General features: G+C 47.2%; 12 protein-coding genes. 11 read left to right on the plus strand and 1 reads right to left on the minus strand.

The genetic code is table 11. The features are described from left to right. The first annotated feature begins 15 nt into the window (after positions 1-15). The 11 genes from murC to AAA946_RS02905 all read left to right on the plus strand — a co-directional run bounded on the left by murC (position 16) and on the right by AAA946_RS02905 (position 16,723). Positions 16-1,476: a UDP-N-acetylmuramate--L-alanine ligase gene (gene murC, locus AAA946_RS02855; RefSeq protein WP_338163535.1), complete on the plus strand. Its 1,461-nt coding sequence runs from the start codon at positions 16-18 to the stop codon at positions 1,474-1,476. A gap of 236 nt (positions 1,477-1,712) precedes the next feature. Then, positions 1,713-2,504, plus strand: coding sequence for a cell division protein FtsQ/DivIB (locus tag AAA946_RS02860; RefSeq protein WP_445206050.1), 792 nt, complete (start codon positions 1,713-1,715; stop codon positions 2,502-2,504). 116 nt (positions 2,505-2,620) lie between these two features. Further along, positions 2,621-3,883, plus strand: a complete 1,263-nt coding sequence (ftsA, locus tag AAA946_RS02865) for a cell division protein FtsA (RefSeq protein WP_338163536.1) — start codon at positions 2,621-2,623, stop codon at positions 3,881-3,883. 29 nt (positions 3,884-3,912) lie between these two features. Then, positions 3,913-5,139: a cell division protein FtsZ gene (ftsZ, locus tag AAA946_RS02870; protein ID WP_338163537.1), complete on the plus strand. Its 1,227-nt coding sequence runs from the start codon at positions 3,913-3,915 to the stop codon at positions 5,137-5,139. A gap of 98 nt (positions 5,140-5,237) precedes the next feature. Continuing rightward, positions 5,238-6,155 carry a UDP-3-O-acyl-N-acetylglucosamine deacetylase gene (gene lpxC, locus AAA946_RS02875; RefSeq protein ID WP_338163538.1) on the plus strand — a complete coding sequence of 306 codons (918 nt, stop codon included), beginning with the start codon at positions 5,238-5,240 and terminating at the stop codon, positions 6,153-6,155. A gap of 552 nt (positions 6,156-6,707) precedes the next feature. Beyond that, a complete protein-coding gene (gene secA / locus AAA946_RS02880) occupies positions 6,708-9,440 on the plus strand; it encodes a preprotein translocase subunit SecA (RefSeq protein WP_338163539.1) in 2,733 nt (910 codons plus the stop codon). A 100-nt stretch (positions 9,441-9,540) separates the two neighbouring features. Further along, the gene (mutT, locus tag AAA946_RS02885; protein WP_338163540.1) at positions 9,541-9,939 is read left to right on the plus strand and encodes an 8-oxo-dGTP diphosphatase MutT; all 399 of its coding nucleotides are present in this window, start codon (positions 9,541-9,543) and stop codon (positions 9,937-9,939) included. A 75-nt stretch (positions 9,940-10,014) separates the two neighbouring features. Beyond that, entirely contained in the window at positions 10,015-10,824 is an 810-nt protein-coding gene (dapB, locus tag AAA946_RS02890; protein WP_338163541.1) for a 4-hydroxy-tetrahydrodipicolinate reductase, read from the plus strand. Positions 10,825-11,369: 545 nt separating this feature from the next. Beyond that, positions 11,370-12,509 (plus strand): glutamine-hydrolyzing carbamoyl-phosphate synthase small subunit, encoded by a 1,140-nt coding sequence (gene carA, locus AAA946_RS02895; RefSeq protein ID WP_338163542.1) that lies wholly within the window; start codon positions 11,370-11,372, stop codon positions 12,507-12,509. Between the two features lie 16 nt (positions 12,510-12,525). After that, positions 12,526-15,750, plus strand: a complete 3,225-nt coding sequence (gene carB / locus AAA946_RS02900) for a carbamoyl-phosphate synthase large subunit (RefSeq protein WP_338163543.1) — start codon at positions 12,526-12,528, stop codon at positions 15,748-15,750. 193 nt (positions 15,751-15,943) lie between these two features. Next, positions 15,944-16,723 carry a TSUP family transporter gene (locus AAA946_RS02905; RefSeq protein ID WP_338163544.1) on the plus strand — a complete coding sequence of 260 codons (780 nt, stop codon included), beginning with the start codon at positions 15,944-15,946 and terminating at the stop codon, positions 16,721-16,723. On the opposite strand, the gene AAA946_RS02910 is transcribed toward AAA946_RS02905, so the two are convergent. After that, entirely contained in the window at positions 16,653-17,519 is an 867-nt protein-coding gene (locus AAA946_RS02910) for a LysR family transcriptional regulator (protein WP_338163545.1), read from the minus strand. The two genes, AAA946_RS02905 and AAA946_RS02910, sit on opposite strands and share 71 nt — an antisense overlap. Between the last annotated feature and the right edge of the window lie 4 nt (positions 17,520-17,523).

Consider the following 17,523-nt stretch of genomic DNA (forward strand, 5'->3'; position numbering starts at 1 on the left):
TAACGAGACTTACTCATGACACAGCAACAAACTCCAGACTTAGCACAGATCCGTGCCCTGATACCTGAAATGAGACGAGTGAAGTGTATTCACTTTGTAGGTATTGGTGGTGCAGGTATGAGTGGCATCGCAGAGGTGCTGCTGAACGAGGGTTATCAAATTACCGGTTCTGATATTGCTGAAAATGCTGTGACTGCACGTCTTGAGCAGAAAGGGGCGACTATCTTCATTGGCCATGCAGCGAGTAATATCGATCTTGCTAGTGTGGTCGTGGTCTCTACCGCGATTGACCCAGAGAATCCAGAGCTTGTGGCGGCGAAAGAGCTGCGCATTCCGGTTGTACGCCGCGCAGAAATGCTGGCTGAACTGATGCGTTTTAGACATGGTATTGCGGTTGCGGGAACGCACGGTAAAACCACGACCACAGCGTTGGTTACGCAAATCTATTCAGAAGCAGGCATGGATCCTACCTTTGTAAATGGCGGCCTGGTAAAAAGTGCGGGTACCAATGCGCGTTTGGGCTCAAGCCGTATTCTGATTGCTGAGGCTGATGAAAGTGATGCGTCTTTCCTACACCTTCAGCCAATGGTTAGTATTGTGACCAATATTGAAGCAGACCATATGGATACTTATGGTGGTGACTTCGACACTCTAAAGCAAACCTTTATCGACTTCTTACACAACTTGCCGTTCTATGGACAGGCTGTGATGTGCGTTGATGATCCTGTGGTTCGTGAGCTGATTCCAAGTGTTAGTCGTCAAGTGATTACTTACGGTTTCTCTGAAGATGCGGACGTACGTATTGAGAATTATCGTCAAGAAGGTCAGCAAGGTAAGTTCACCGTTGTCAGAAAAGACCGAGATAACCTTGAGATTACCCTGAATATTCCAGGCAAACACAATGCTCTGAATGCATCAGCTGCTATTGCCGTCGCGACTGAAGATAATATCAGTGACGAGGCGATTGTTAAGGCGATGCTTGGTACTGAAGGCACGGGTCGTCGCTTCGAACACTTAGGTGAGTTTGACACCGGTAATGGAAGTGTCATGCTGGTCGACGATTATGGTCATCACCCAACTGAAGTGGACGTGACCATTAAAGCGGCACGCAACGGTTGGGAAGATAAGCGTTTGGTCATGGTGTTCCAGCCACATCGCTACAGTCGTACCCGTGATCTTTATGATGATTTTGCCAATGTACTTGAACAAGTTGATGTCTTGGTGATGCTAGATGTCTATTCGGCTGGTGAAGCGCCAATTGCGGGTGCAGATGGTCGTTCATTGTGCAGAACCATTCGTACGCGTGGTAAACTGGATCCGGTTTTTGTCCCAGAAATGAGTGGTTTACCATCAGTTTTATCCAATCTTTTGCAAGACGGCGACCTCGTCTTGACGCAAGGGGCGGGTGATATTGGTAAAGTAGCCAAGCAGCTTGAGAAGATGAAGCTAGACATCGAAGTGATGAAAAACAGCTAGTTTCTCGTTTTTCGAGAGTATTTAATAGTTTATGAGTTCGAATGTGCGGTGCAGTAATTTGATCGCCCATCCGAACTTTTTTGTTGTTTCAGTGCGCAAAAGCCCAGTTTTCTTGGGTTGAGTGTTTGATAGTTTGATATTGATTAGTATAATCCTAAGGTTAACACCATTAGATTAGACTCTTATTCCACTATCTTAAGGAAAGGCGAAGAGAAGTTAATAAGGGACCAAAGAGTTTGACTGAAACTTCAGACAGCAGTGTAGAGCGAACGCGTCGAGCTTCCTTGTTTTCACAACACGGGATCGGGGCGATTTTTTTATTTGCAGTGATCGCAGTCATCGGTTCAACACTTTATTCCACCATTAGCTGGATGTGGGACGACCAGCGCCTTCCATTATCTAAGATAGTGCTACAGGGTGATCTAACTCATGTGAGCGCTAAAGATGTCCAACACGCCTTTGCGAATTTGGAACATATCGGGACATTTATGTCTCAAGACATTGATGTACTTCAGCGAAGTGTCGAGCAAATCCCATGGGTATCGCAAGCATCGGTACGTAAACAGTGGCCAGACACCGTGAAGGTGTTTTTGACCGAGTACCAGGCTAGCGCGATTTGGAATGGCATCGATATGCTTGATATCCACGGAGTGGTGTTCAGCGGTGATGTTTCTGTGATTGAAGAGCAGAAAGTGAAGCTATATGGTCCGATGGGCACTGAACGCTTTGTGTTGGATACTTATCGTGACAGCAATGCCAAGCTAGCAAGTTTAGGGCTAGCGATATCTTCACTAGTGTTGAATGAACGTCGTGCATGGCAAGTGATCCTCGATAATGGGATCCGTTTAGAGCTAGGCAAAGATGCACTTGATGAGCGCTTACAGCGTTTTATCTCTCTGTATCGCGAACTGGGTGACAAGGTATCTCAAATCAGTTACATCGATTTGCGATACGACACAGGCGCAGCCGTTGGTTGGTTCCCTGCAGAAATGATGGCAGAAAGCGCTCAAGCGGAGTCTGCGGGATAACTGGTTTTATGTATCGATAGGCCTTGGCGTATCGATACTTAAGTTCAGTTAGGAATTGGACAACCCAAGCGAGTTGTTCTCTGGGATTTGAGATAGCAAAACATAAGAGAGTACAGATGACGAAGACCACGGATGACAATATTATTGTCGGTCTTGATATTGGCACTGCGACCGTATCTGCGTTAGTCGGCGAAGTTCTGCCGGATGGGCAGGTAAATATCATTGGTGCAGGTTCTAGTCCTTCTCGTGGAATGGACAAAGGTGGCGTAAACGACCTTGAGTCAGTGGTTAAATCCGTGCAACGTGCTGTCGATCAGGCTGAGCTGATGGCGGAATGTCAGATCAGCAGCGTGTTTATCTCTCTTTCTGGTAAGCATATTGCGAGTCGAATTGAAAAAGGCATGGGAACCATTTCTGAGGAAGAGGTGTCACAAGATGATATGGATAGGGCGATTCATACCGCTAAATCCATAAAAATTGGTGATGAACAGCGCATTCTTCATGTGATTCCTCAGGAGTTTACCATAGACTATCAAGAGGGTATTAAAAACCCGCTTGGATTGTCTGGGGTTCGAATGGAAGTCAGCGTTCATTTGATTTCTTGTCATAACGATATGGCAAGAAATATCATTAAAGCGGTAGAACGCTGTGGACTTAAAGTCGAACAGCTGGTTTTCTCTGGCCTAGCATCGAGTAATGCTGTGATCACCGAAGACGAGCGCGAGCTTGGTGTTTGTGTGGTCGACATTGGCGCTGGCACTATGGATATCTCCATCTGGACAGGCGGAGCATTGAGACACACAGAAGTGTTCTCCTATGCTGGCAATGCGGTAACCAGTGATATCGCTTTTGCTTTTGGTACACCTTTGAGTGATGCCGAAGAGATAAAAGTGAAGTATGGCTGTGCATTGAGTGAGCTGGTGAGTAAAGACGATACAGTAAACGTTCCAAGCGTTGGCGGTCGTCCATCACGCAGCTTGCAGCGTCAAACCTTGGCAGAAGTGATAGAACCGCGCTATACAGAATTAATGGGACTTGTTAATCAAACCATTGATAATGTTCAAGCGAAACTCAGAGAGAGCGGTGTGAAGCACCACCTCGCAGCAGGCGTCGTCTTGACCGGCGGTGCAGCACAAATTGAAGGGGTTGTGGAGTGCGCTGAGCGTGTATTCCGTAACCAGGTTCGTGTAGGCAAGCCTCTAGAGGTGAGTGGCCTTACGGACTATGTAAAAGAGCCGTATCATTCTACGGCCGTTGGATTACTTCATTACGCAAGAGACAGTCAGATTAATGACGACAATGATTATAACGAACCAAAGCGTCAATCGGTGTCGACAATCTTTGGTAAGTTGCGTAATTGGATACAAAAAGAGTTTTAACCTGAGTTGCAGGAAAACGGAGATAACAAATGTTTGAACCGATGATGGAAATGTCTGACGAAGCTGTCATTAAAGTAGTGGGTGTAGGCGGTGGCGGTGGTAACGCTGTAGAACACATGGTACGTGAATCAATCGAAGGGGTTGATTTCATTAGTGTTAATACTGATGCTCAAGCATTACGCAAAACGAGCATCAACCACGTTATTCAAATTGGCGGCGATATCACAAAAGGCTTGGGTGCAGGTGCAAACCCTCAAGTTGGACGTGATGCAGCTCTTGAAGACAAAGAAAGAATTAAAGAAAGCATTACTGGTGCCGATATGGTGTTTATCGCAGCTGGTATGGGCGGCGGTACCGGAACCGGTGCAGCTCCAGTAATTGCTGAAGTGGCGAAAGAGCTAGGCATTCTTACTGTCGCGGTGGTGACTAAACCATTTAGCTTCGAAGGTAAAAAGCGTCTTCTATTCGCTGAGCAAGGTATCGAAGAGCTATCAAAGCACGTTGACTCTTTGATCACGATTCCAAACGAAAAGCTTCTTAAAGTACTCGGCCGTGGCGTTACGCTACTGGAAGCGTTTGCAAGCGCAAACGACGTACTGAAGAATGCGGTTCAAGGTATCGCAGAATTGATTACTCGCCCAGGCATGATTAACGTCGACTTTGCGGACGTACGTACCGTGATGTCAGAGATGGGTCATGCAATGATGGGTAGCGGTGTTGCTAAAGGTGAAGATCGTGCTGAAGAAGCGGCAGAGATGGCAATTTCTAGCCCACTTCTAGAAGACATCGATCTTGCAGGTGCACGTGGTGTGCTTGTGAACATCACCGCCGGTCTTGATATGCGTCTAGACGAATTCGAGACGGTTGGTAACACAGTGAAAGCCTTTGCGTCTGACAATGCAACGGTTGTTATCGGTACTTCTCTAGACCCAGACATGAGCGACGAAATTCGCGTGACTGTGGTTGCAACGGGTATCGGCAACGAACGTAAGCCAGATATTACGCTAGTCGCAGGCGGTAAAACGCCAGTGACTACAGGTCAAGCTCCACAGCCAACTCAAGCGCCAGCTGCAAAAGTAGAAGACAAGGTGGCACAATCTTTGCCTGTAAATGATAAGGAGAAGGTTGAGGTGAACACGCCGAATACTGCAAGCTCTGCACCTGTGTCGAGCGGCAATAGCAGCGCTGCACCTAAGCCTGAGAAGGAAAGTGGCTACTTAGACATTCCAGCATTTTTGCGTCGTCAGGCAGATTGATAATCTGCGCGAATTTGACTTAGCTCAAAATTCTGGTAGGATTCGCGGTTGGTTACATAATCAACCGTGATATGTAGCGTAGATTAAGAGGTTTGTAGATGATCAGACAACGTACGCTTAAAGAAATAGTGACTACTGTAGGAGTGGGTCTTCACTCTGGCCGTAAAGTAACACTAACTTTGCGTCCTGCGGCTGCGAATACTGGTGTTGTATACCGTCGTACTGACGTGAATCCGCCTGTGGATTTCCCTGCGGATCCTCTTTCTGTGCGTGACACTATGTTGTGTACTGCGCTTGTTAACGATGAAGGCATCCGTATTTCTACGGTTGAGCACCTAAATGCGGCTCTGGCTGGCATGGGTATCGATAACATTATCGTTGAGGTTGATGCACCTGAGATCCCAATCATGGATGGTAGCGCAAGCCCATTCGTATACCTGCTACAACAAGCGGGCATTGAGGCTCAAAATGCACCAAAACGTTTCATTCGTATTAAGAAACCGGTTCGCTTTGAAGATGGCGACAAGTGGGCGGAACTGCGTCCTTACAACGGTTTTAGAATGGACTTTGAGATTGAGTTCAATCACCCGGCGATCGATGCTGATGAGCAGCACCTAGTATTCGATTTCTCATCGCAAGGTTTCGTGAAAGAGATTTCGCGTGCACGTACTTTCGGTTTCATGCGTGATATCGAGTACTTGCAGTCTCAAAACCTAGTGCTGGGTGGTAGCTTTGATAACGCTATCGTTTTGGACGACTACCGTATCCTGAACGAAGAAGGTCTACGTTTCGAAAACGAATTCGTGACACACAAAGTTCTCGATGCTATTGGTGATTTGTACATGGCTGGTCACGCTATTATTGGTGAGTTTGCCGCTTACAAATCAGGCCACGGTTTGAATAACCAACTGCTTCGTGCAGTACTGGCTGACCAAGAAGCATGGGAATGGGCAACCTTCGAAGAGCAAGCTGGCTCTCCTGTAGCATTTGCAGAACCAAGCATGGTATTGGCATAATCCAATCCTCCTCATTGAGAAAAATCAGGCCTAGTGCCTGATTTTTTTGTATCTACGCTTTGGCTTTTTTGTTTGAATCGCTTTCACAAATTGAGAGTCAATTAGGTGGCAAAAGCTTGCCAATCACCTTTAGGATCGCGACGATCTCTTGCCGATCATCGAGATCTTCCTCCGATTTTAGCTTTAATCTTTCTGACGATATGTTGCAGTAGACTGCGTTTGCGCAGTATAAGTTTGCAAAATTGAGCCTCCCTATACTTATTAAACAGCATAGATTTCAGCGACAATGTTGCTCTTGCAGCGGGTTTATTCCTCAAAACTTCCAAACACATCAAACTAATTGCGGTTAGTTGCGATAGATACTTGGTTGTTGGGTCAAAAATTCCTTAAACTATGTGCCATTAATTGGTATGTCTGCCTTGAATTCTAGCCGCTTGAACTCAATATCAGTTGGTATAGATTTTATCTCAGTTAGGTCGCTTGGCCTTAGTAGAGACGGAAGGCAATTTTAATAGGTCGAAATGATCTAATGGTAGAGAGAACAAAAACACAATGATTACTAACCTACTGACAAAGGTCATTGGTAGTCGCAACGACAGAACACTGCGTCGACTAAGAAAAATCGTAAAACAGATCAATAACTACGAGCCTCAGTTCGAAGCGTTGTCTGATGAAGAACTGAAAGCGAAAACCGTTGAGTTTCGTGAGCGTTTGGACAAAGGTGAAAACCTAGACCAAATCCTACCAGAAGCATTTGCAACCGTTCGTGAAGCATCTAAGCGTGTGTTCGGCATGCGTCACTTCGATGTTCAGCTTATCGGTGGTATGGTTCTTAACTCTGGCCAAATCGCAGAGATGCGTACTGGTGAAGGTAAAACGCTAACAGCGACACTGCCAGCGTATCTAAACGCTCTACCAGGTAAAGGCGTTCACATCGTAACCGTGAACGACTACCTTGCGAAACGTGATGCGGAAACCAACCGTGCACTGTTTGAATTCCTAGGCATGACAGTTGGCGTAAACGTGCCAAACATGCACCCTCAAGAAAAGAAAGACGCATACCAAGCCGATATTCTTTACGGAACAAACAACGAGTTTGGTTTTGACTACCTACGTGACAACATGGCTTTCCGCGTTGAAGATCGTGTTCAGCGTGAACGTTTCTTTGCTGTTGTCGATGAAGTGGACTCGATCCTAATCGATGAAGCGCGTACGCCGCTTATTATCTCTGGTCCTGCTGAAGATAGCTCTGATCTTTACACTCGCATCAACACCTTGATTCCTCACCTTGAGCAACAAGATCAAGAAGACTCTGAAGAGTACCGTGGTGACGGCCACTACACAGTGGATGAAAAGTCTAAGCAAGTACACCTAACAGAAACTGGTCAGGAGTTTGTTGAAGAACTGCTTATCAAAAACGGCATGATGGAAGAAGGCGATACACTTTACTCGCCGACAAACATCAGCTTGTTGCACCACGTGAATGCAGCACTTCGTGCACACGTTCTGTTTGAAAAGAACGTTGACTACATCGTCAACGAGCAAGGCGAAGTGGTTATCGTTGATGAACACACCGGTCGTACTATGCCGGGTCGTCGTTGGTCTGAAGGTCTTCACCAAGCGGTTGAAGCAAAAGAAGGCGTTAAGATCCAAAACGAGAACCAAACGCTGGCATCGATTACCTTCCAGAACTACTTCCGTCTGTACGACAAACTGTCGGGCATGACTGGTACTGCTGATACTGAAGCATTCGAATTCCAATCTATCTACGGCCTAGAGACAGTGGTTATCCCAACCAACAAACCTATGGTTCGTAACGATATGCCGGATGTGGTTTATCGTACTGAGGTTGAAAAATTCAACGCCATCATCGAAGACATCAAAGAGCGCGCAGCAAACGGTCAGCCAAGCCTAGTAGGTACCGTATCGATTGAGAAATCAGAGCTATTGTCTAACGCCCTTAAGCAAGCGAAGATCAAACACAACGTACTGAATGCGAAATTCCATGAAAGAGAAGCGGAAATCGTCGCTGAAGCGGGTACGCCAGGCGCGGTGACTATCGCGACCAACATGGCAGGCCGTGGTACCGATATCGTGTTAGGTGGTAGCTGGCAAGCGAAGGTTGAGCAACTAGACAACCCATCGCAAGAGCAAATTGATGCGATCAAAGCGGAATGGAAAGTGATTCATGACCAAGTGCTAGAGGCAGGTGGTCTACACATCATCGGTACAGAGCGTCACGAATCTCGCCGTATCGATAACCAGCTTCGTGGTCGTTCTGGTCGTCAGGGTGATGCAGGTTCTTCACGCTTCTACCTATCGATGGAAGACCAACTACTGCGTATCTTTACTTCTGATCGTATGGCAAGCCTAATCCAAAGTGGTATGGATGAAGGTGAAGCGATTGAAAGTAAGATGTTGTCTCGCTCAATCGAAAAAGCACAGCGTAAAGTGGAAGGTCGTAACTTCGACATCCGTAAACAGCTTCTTGAATTCGATGATGTGGCGAACGACCAACGTAAAGTGGTTTACGAACTGCGTGACGAGCTAATGACCGCTGAAGACATCAGCGAAATGCTAGAGCAGAACCGTACTGATGTGTTCACATCTGTTATTGATGAATACATTCCGCCACAATCGCTTGAAGATATGTGGGACATCGAAGGTCTTCAAGAGCGTCTTAAGAATGACTTTGACCTTGATCTACCGATCAAGTCTTGGTTGGAAGAAGACGACAAGCTTTACGAAGAAGCGCTTCGTGAGAAGATCTTGGATACGGCAGTAACGGTTTACCAGCAGAAAGAAGAGACGGTTGGCGCGCAAGTGCTGCGTAACTTCGAAAAATCTGTGATGCTACAAACGCTAGACACGCTTTGGAAAGAGCACCTAGCGGCGATGGATCACCTACGTCAAGGTATCCACCTACGTGGTTACGCTCAGAAGAACCCGAAACAAGAGTACAAGCGCGAGTCGTTTGAACTGTTTGAGCAACTGCTGGATTCTTTGAAGTTCGACGTGATCACGATTCTTTCTAAAGTGCGCGTACAGCAGCAAGAAGAAGTGGAACGTATGGAAGCTCAGCGCCAAGCTCAAGCTGAAGCGGCGGCAGCCAAAGCGCAAGCGCAACACGCGAATGCTGAAAATCAGCTAGCCGATAATTCAGAGCAGGCGGAAGAGGGTTCACAACAACCTATGGTACGCGAAGAGCGTAAAGTAGGCCGTAACGAGCCATGCCCTTGCGGAAGCGGTAAGAAGTACAAGCAATGCCATGGTAAGATCAACTAAGCCATGATGCTGATAATGAAGAGTCGCACTATGCGGCTCTTTTTTTATGCTCCATTTCTGTGTGAGCAGGAAAAACAAAAACAATAAAGAGGAAAGTAGAGTGAAACGAATCCATATCGTTGCCGCGATCATTTTCAATCAAGATAAGTCTCAAATCTACATTACGAAAAGACCGGACAATTTACATAAAGGCGGCTTTTGGGAGTTCCCTGGCGGCAAAGTGGAAGCGGGTGAAACCATCAGTGAAGCGATTACACGTGAGCTTTATGAGGAAATTGATATTAAGGTGACTGAGCAAGCGCTATTCGAGCATCTACTTCATGACTACCCAGAAAAATCACTGGAGTTTGATTTCATTTCAGTGACCGCCTTTGACGGTAGCCCGTATGGCAAGGAAGGGCAAGAAGGGCGTTGGGTCACGATCGCTGAGTTGGCAGATTACTCATTTCCAGAGGCTAACGTACCGATCTTGAATAAAGTGATAGAAAAATTCAGCTAAATACTCATAGGTGCTAGCAGCCCCAAAGGCTTTACGTTACATTGGTAGCAACACAAAACAACGGAGAATAGCGCAATGGTAAGAATTGCGATTGCAGGAGCAGCGGGCCGTATGGGTCGCAACCTAGTAAAAGCAACATTTCACAACAAACAAGCGACCGTGGGAGCGGGCTCGGAGCGTCCGGAGTCTTCACTCGTTGGTGTCGATGTTGGTGAACTATGTGGTGAGGGGCGTTTTGATGTCGCGCTCGTAGATGATTTGGCAAAGTCGATTGAAGACTTTGATGTGATTATCGACTTTACCGCACCGAAAAGTACCCTTGCGAATCTTGAACTGTGCAAACAGCACGGTAAAAAAATGGTGATTGGCACGACTGGCTTTACCGATGATGAGAAATTGTTGATCGATGAAGCGGCAAAGGTCGTTCCCGTTGTTATGGCTCCAAACTATAGCGTTGGTGTGAATCTAGTCTTTAAACTGCTAGAGAAAGCAGCGAAAGTGATGGGTGATTACTGCGATATCGAAATTGTCGAAGCACACCATCGTCACAAAGTCGATGCGCCTTCAGGTACTGCGATTGGTATGGGCGAGGCGATTGCTGGCGCTATGGGCAACGAGCTTAATGATGTGGCAGTGTATGCACGCGAAGGTATTACCGGTGAGCGCAGCCGTGATGAGATTGGCTTTGCGACTATCCGAGCAGGTGACATTATTGGTGAGCACACTGCGATGTTTGCTGATATTGGTGAGCGTGTTGAAATTACCCACAAAGCGACAGACCGAATGACGTTCGCGAATGGTGCGGTAAAGGCCGCTGTCTGGCTCAACGATAAGCCAGCAGGTTTTTATACGATGACCGAAGTACTCGGACTCGATACTATCTAGAGAAAAGCGCCCTTGAGGCGCTTTTTTTATGACCTTAAAACACAAGAAAGTACGCTGACAGGAAATACATAAATATTCCGAAAAGCATATCCTTCATTACTAAAAGAGATAAATTTGGTAAATACCATGAATGGGTGCAAAGTATACTAAATTACGGTTTTTAACTTGTTATTATTGTACTTAGCATGTGTTTTTTGCTTTAAAGGTCTATTTTTTATGGTTAACTGAATTTGGCTATCGTTTGCGCAAACACTTGTTGGTTTTTCCATGGACTCCAACGTTGTTTTGATGCCGAAAAACTATGCTGGTCGATAACCTGTTGAATTTATCTTAGCAAAAGTGAATTTTTGGCGCTTTTAAGCGAAAAATTCGTCAGTGACTATAAAAAGTGAATTTATTTTTCTGTGCTTGTTGACACAAAACGTCGGCGTCATTAGAATACCGCCAATTTGTCTGAACTACCTGAAACCGCTTATTTATGGCGGAGAGGAAGGCAGATTTGCAATTTAATTTAAAATTTATGCATTTTTATTCTGGAGGTTGTCTTGAGTAAATCAGCACTGTTAGTCCTAGAAGATGGGACGGTGTTCCGCGGTGTTTCCATTGGAGCAGATGGTTTATCCGTTGGTGAAGTTGTTTTTAATACCTCGATGACGGGGTACCAAGAAATCCTCACTGATCCTTCCTATTCTCAACAGATTGTCACTCTTACTTATCCCCACATTGGCAATACTGGTACTAATAAAGAAGACGAAGAGTCTTCAGCAATCCACGCACAAGGCCTTGTGATCCGCGATCTTCCCCTTATCGCTTCTAACTTCCGTAATGAACAGTCACTTTCAGACTACCTCAAGTCTCAAAACATCGTTGGTATCGCAGATATCGATACGCGTAAGTTGACTCGTCTTCTACGTGAGAAAGGTGCACAGAACGGTTGTATCGTTGCAGGTGATAACCTAGACGAAGCGCTAGCACTGGCGAAAGCGAAAGAATTCCCTGGCTTGAAAGGTATGGATCTTGCGAAAGAAGTTACAACAAAAGAGACGTATCAATGGAAACAGGGTTCGTGGACGCTCGAGGGTGGTCTTCCTGAAGCGAAAGACGACAGCGAACTGCCATATCACGTTGTTGCCTACGACTTCGGTGCAAAACGCAACATCCTACGCATGCTTGTTGACCGCGGTTGCCGCCTAACAGTGGTTCCTGCGCAAACTTCTGCTGAAGACGTGCTTGCACTTAACCCAGATGGCGTATTCCTATCAAATGGCCCTGGTGACCCAGCGCCATGTACTTACGCTATCGAAGCAACAAAAGTATTCCTAGACAAAGGCCTACCAATCTTCGGTATCTGCCTTGGTCACCAAATCTTGGCTCTAGCGTCTGGTGCGCAAACAGTGAAGATGAAGTTTGGCCACCACGGTGCCAACCACCCAGTTAAAGACCTAGACCGTGACGTAGTAATGATTACTTCACAGAACCACGGCTTTGCTGCGGATGAAGCAACGCTTCCAGAGAACCTGCGTGCAACGCACAAATCTCTGTTCGACGGTACGCTTCAAGGTATCCACCGTACAGATAAGCCAGCGTTCAGCTTCCAGGGTCACCCTGAAGCGAGCCCAGGTCCACACGATGCAGCGCCATTGTTTGACCACTTCATCGAACTTATTAAACAACACAAAGCGTAATTCGGAGTAGTTGAGAATGCCAAAACGTACTGACTTAAAAAGTATTCTAATTCTTGGTGCTGGCCCAATCGTTATCGGTCAGGCTTGTGAGTTTGACTACTCAGGTGCTCAAGCGTGTAAAGCACTGCGCGAAGAAGGTTACCGAGTTATTCTTGTGAACTCGAACCCTGCAACTATCATGACTGACCCAGACATGGCAGATGCAACTTACATCGAGCCTATCCAATGGGAAGTGGTTCGTAAGATCATCGAGAAAGAACGTCCAGATGCCGTACTGCCTACTATGGGTGGTCAGACTGCACTTAACTGTGCGCTTGACCTAGAAAAGCACGGCGTACTTGCTGAATTCGGCGTAGAGATGATCGGTGCAACGGCTGACGCTATCGATAAAGCAGAAGACCGTTCTCGCTTCGATAAAGCGATGAAGTCAATCGGCCTAGAGTGTCCACGTGCTGACACGGCTAAAACTATGGAAGAAGCGTACACGGTTCTTGATATGGTTGGCTTCCCTTGTATCATTCGCCCTTCTTTCACTATGGGTGGTACCGGTGGTGGTATCGCGTATAACAAAGAAGAGTTCGAAGAGATCTGTCGCCGCGGTCTAGACCTTTCTCCAACCAATGAGCTTCTTATCGATGAGTCGCTAATCGGCTGGAAAGAGTACGAGATGGAAGTGGTTCGTGACAAAGCGGACAACTGCATCATCGTTTGTGCGATTGAAAACTTCGACCCAATGGGTATCCACACTGGTGACTCAATCACAGTGGCGCCAGCGCAAACGCTGACGGATAAAGAATACCAATTGATGCGTAACGCTTCTCTAGCGGTACTGCGTGAAATCGGTGTAGAAACCGGTGGTTCAAACGTTCAGTTTGGTATCAACCCGAAAGATGGCCGTATGGTTATCATCGAGATGAACCCACGTGTATCTCGCTCTTCTGCACTAGCGTCTAAAGCTACAGGTTTCCCAATCGCGAAGATTGCTGCGAAGCTAGCGGTTGGCTTTACTCTAGACGAGCTAATGAACGACATCACGGGCGGCGCAACACCAGCATCGTTCGAACCAACTATCGACTACGTTGTGACTAAGATCCCTCGCTTCAACTTTGAGAAGTTCGCGGGCGCTAACGACCGTCTAACGACTCAGATGAAGTCTGTTGGTGAGGTAATGGCGATTGGTCGTAACCAACAAGAGTCTCTACAAAAAGCACTTCGCGGCCTAGAAGTCGGTGTGAATGGCTTTGACGAGATGGTTGACCTAGATTCTCCAGATGCACTATCGAAAATCCGTCACGAGCTGAAAGAAGCGGGTGCGGAACGTATTTGGTACATCGCAGACGCATTCCGTGCCGGTCTGTCGGTTGACGGCGTATTCAACCTAACGCAAATCGACCGTTGGTTCCTAGTTCAAATCGAAGAGATTGTGAAACTAGAGAACGAAGTTAAGGCAGGCGGTTTCGCAGGTCTAACTCAAGACGTACTTCGCAAGATGAAGCGCAAAGGCTTCGCAGATGCTCGCCTATCGACTCTACTAGGTGTATCTGAAAGCGAAATCCGTCGTTTACGTGACCAGTACGAGATTCACCCTGTTTACAAGCGCGTAGATACGTGTGCAGCAGAGTTCTCATCTGACACCGCTTACATGTACTCATCTTACGATGAAGAGTGTGAAGCGCAGCCAACAGACAAAGACAAGATCATGGTTTTGGGCGGTGGTCCTAACCGTATCGGTCAAGGTATCGAATTTGACTACTGTTGTGTACACGCGTCTCTTGCACTGCGTGAAGACGGTTACGAAACCATCATGGTTAACTGTAACCCAGAGACAGTATCAACGGACTACGACACGTCAGACCGTCTGTACTTCGAACCTGTCACGCTTGAAGATGTACTGTCAATCGTACGCGTTGAGAAGCCAAAAGGCGTTATCGTTCAGTACGGTGGTCAAACGCCACTGAAACTAGCACGCGCTCTAGAAGCGGCGGGCGTGCCAATCATTGGTACTAGCCCAGACGCTATCGACCGTGCAGAAGACCGTGAGCGCTTCCAAGTTGCTGTAGACCGTCTTGGCCTACTACAACCAGAAAACGCAACCGTAACGACGCTTGAGCAGGCGGTTGATAAGTCTCGTGAAATTGGCTTCCCACTGGTTGTACGTCCATCATACGTACTTGGTGGCCGTGCGATGGAAATCGTATACGACGAGCAAGACCTACGTCGCTACTTCAACGAAGCAGTAAGCGTGTCTAACGAATCGCCAGTACTTCTAGATAGCTTCCTTGACGACGCAGTAGAAGTGGATATCGACGCTATCTGTGACGGTGAGCGTGTGGTTATCGGCGGCATCATGGAGCACATCGAGCAAGCGGGTGTTCACTCAGGTGACTCTGCATGTTCTCTTCCGGCTTACACACTAAGCGCGGAGATCCAAGATGTGATGCGTGAGCAAGTTGAAAAGCTAGCGTTCGAGTTGGGTGTACGTGGCCTAATGAACACTCAGTTTGCAGTGAAAGACAACAAGGTTTACCTAATCGAAGTAAACCCACGTGCAGCTCGTACAGTACCATTCGTGTCTAAAGCAACGGGTGCACCGCTGGCGAAAATCGCAGCACGTGTTATGGCGGGTCAATCTCTAGAGTCTCAAGGCTTTACGAAAGAAATCATCCCACCATACTACTCTGTGAAAGAAGTCGTACTGCCGTTCAACAAGTTCCCTGGTGTTGACCCACTACTAGGCCCAGAAATGCGCTCTACTGGTGAGGTTATGGGTGTTGGCGCAACGTTCGCAGAAGCTTACGCGAAAGCAGAACTAGGTTGTGGCAATGTGTATCCAGAAGGCGGCCGCGCACTACTGTCTGTTCGCGAAGGCGACAAGCAGCGCGTTGTTGACCTAGCCTCTAAGCTAACTAAGCTTGGCTACCAACTAGATGCAACACACGGTACCGCAGTTATCCTAGGTGAAGCGGGCATCAACCCTCGTCTTGTGAACAAGGTACACGAAGGTCGTCCACACATCCTAGACCGCATCAAGAACAACGAGTACACCTACATCGTGAACACGGCTGCTGGTCGTCAAGCGATTGAAGACTCTAAAGTTCTACGTCGCGGTGCTCTGGCTGAGAAAGTGAACTACACAACTACGCTAAACGCAGCGTTCGCAACGTGTATGGCTCACACTGCTGATGCGAAAGTATCAGTAACGTCAGTACAAGAGCTGCACGAACAGATCAAAAACGCGTAATCGCGTGACACAATAAGAATAGAGAGGTGAGCTATCACCTCCTAGACAACCTCATTGCCCGCTCAGTTGAGCGGGCTTTTTTTTATCTCGATTTATATGATTCCAACTAGGAATAGGTTTGTGTCGGCTGTTTCGCTAGTCCTTGCGGTATCAGCAGATACAATTTAACAAAATGACCTATTGAGCTCTTAGCATGGACGTAACTTACGACATTCTTGTTTTATTGTTTTTTGTAGCTGGATTAGCTGGCTTTATTGATGCCATGGCAGGTGGTGGTGGATTGTTGACACTGCCAGCATTGCTCTCGGCGGGAGTGCCGCCCACTCAGGCGCTCGCGACCAATAAACTGCAAAGCTCATTTGGCAGCTTTTCGGCCACTTGGTATTTTGTTCGCAACGGCATTGTTGATCTCAAAGATATGCGTTTGGCGATCGCTTGTACCTTTGTCGGATCGGCTGTGGGCGCGGAGCTTGTGCAGCATATTGATGCGGGCGTTCTGACCAGCCTTATTCCGGTTTTGCTATTAGGTATCTCGCTCTATTTCTTACTCGCACCACAGGCAGGGGAAGGTGGCGGCAAACCTAAAATGTCGGAAACGCTGTTTGCTTTTTCGGTTGGGACTGGTGTGGGCTTCTATGATGGCTTCTTTGGTCCGGGTACAGGTTCTATCTTTACCATTTGTTTTGTTGCTATTGCTCAGCTCTCTATTGTCCATGCGACCGCCCGTACTAAGGTTCTCAACTTTACCTCGAATTTGGCTGCGTTGATTTTCTTTATCATTGCCGGCCTACCAGTATGGGAGATTGGTTTAGTGATGGCGGCGGGTGGCTTCTTAGGCGCTCGCATGGGAGCCAAAGTTGTTGTGTCTAAGGGGAAGAAGTTTATTCGTCCGCTGGTGGTTGTTATGTCGATGGTGATGGCATTAAAGCTACTTTGGGAACAGCATCCTCAATGGTTTCAATCACTGTTTTAAGGCGCGATTGTTTTAGTGCACTTGGCCGGTAAATCAAATGAACCGGACGGGTTAAGGTCGTTAGAAAATCAAAGTCAAAACAGAGCGACTCGTGAATGTGCAGCGTTTTGATGATAGACAAAGGAACAAGGGCAGGGGAGACACCGCGAATCGCAAGTTGCGCTGCCGCGGTGTAGGAGTCCATTTGCATGCTGGGGCTTATGCCCGCTTGCTGCAGCAACCCTGCTTGGTACGTATTGGCGGGGTTATTGAGGTCATTAGTGATGAGACTGGCTGGTGGCTCTGCCAATGGCTGCTGGCTTACTACTCTAAATGGCTCGTCAAAAAGGTGAGTGGCAATAAGCCCCAGTCGAGAATTTAAATGCCCCGCACAAAGGCCAAGAGCCGCTTCTCCGGATTTCACATGCTCTATGATTCGCGGCGTGTGGTTGGTGGTCACCGTGAGGTAATTATCTTTGGCGAGCAATTGCGGCATGACTTCACTCAAGTAGCCAGCGACTAAGGTCTCTGAGCAATCGAGTCTTAACATAGACTGCTTCTCTACCTGCTGCTCCTCAGCAATGAGGCCTCGCAGTTCATTCAAACTCGGGCCAACACGGTCGATTAATGCTTCGGCTTCTGCGGTTAGCTTGATTTGCCGTCCCTCGGGCTCAATCAAAGTTTTGCCGAGCCTTTTTTCCAGGTTAGCAATGCGCTTACTTACGGCTGACTGGCTGATGTATAAACGACTGCCAGTACGTCCCATAGTTTTCTCTTGAGCAAGCACTAGCAGCGTTTCAATACCTTCTAAAAGCATGTCG

The sequence above is a fragment of the Vibrio sp. 10N genome (assembly GCF_036245475.1).
GTDB lineage: Bacteria > Pseudomonadota > Gammaproteobacteria > Enterobacterales > Vibrionaceae > Vibrio.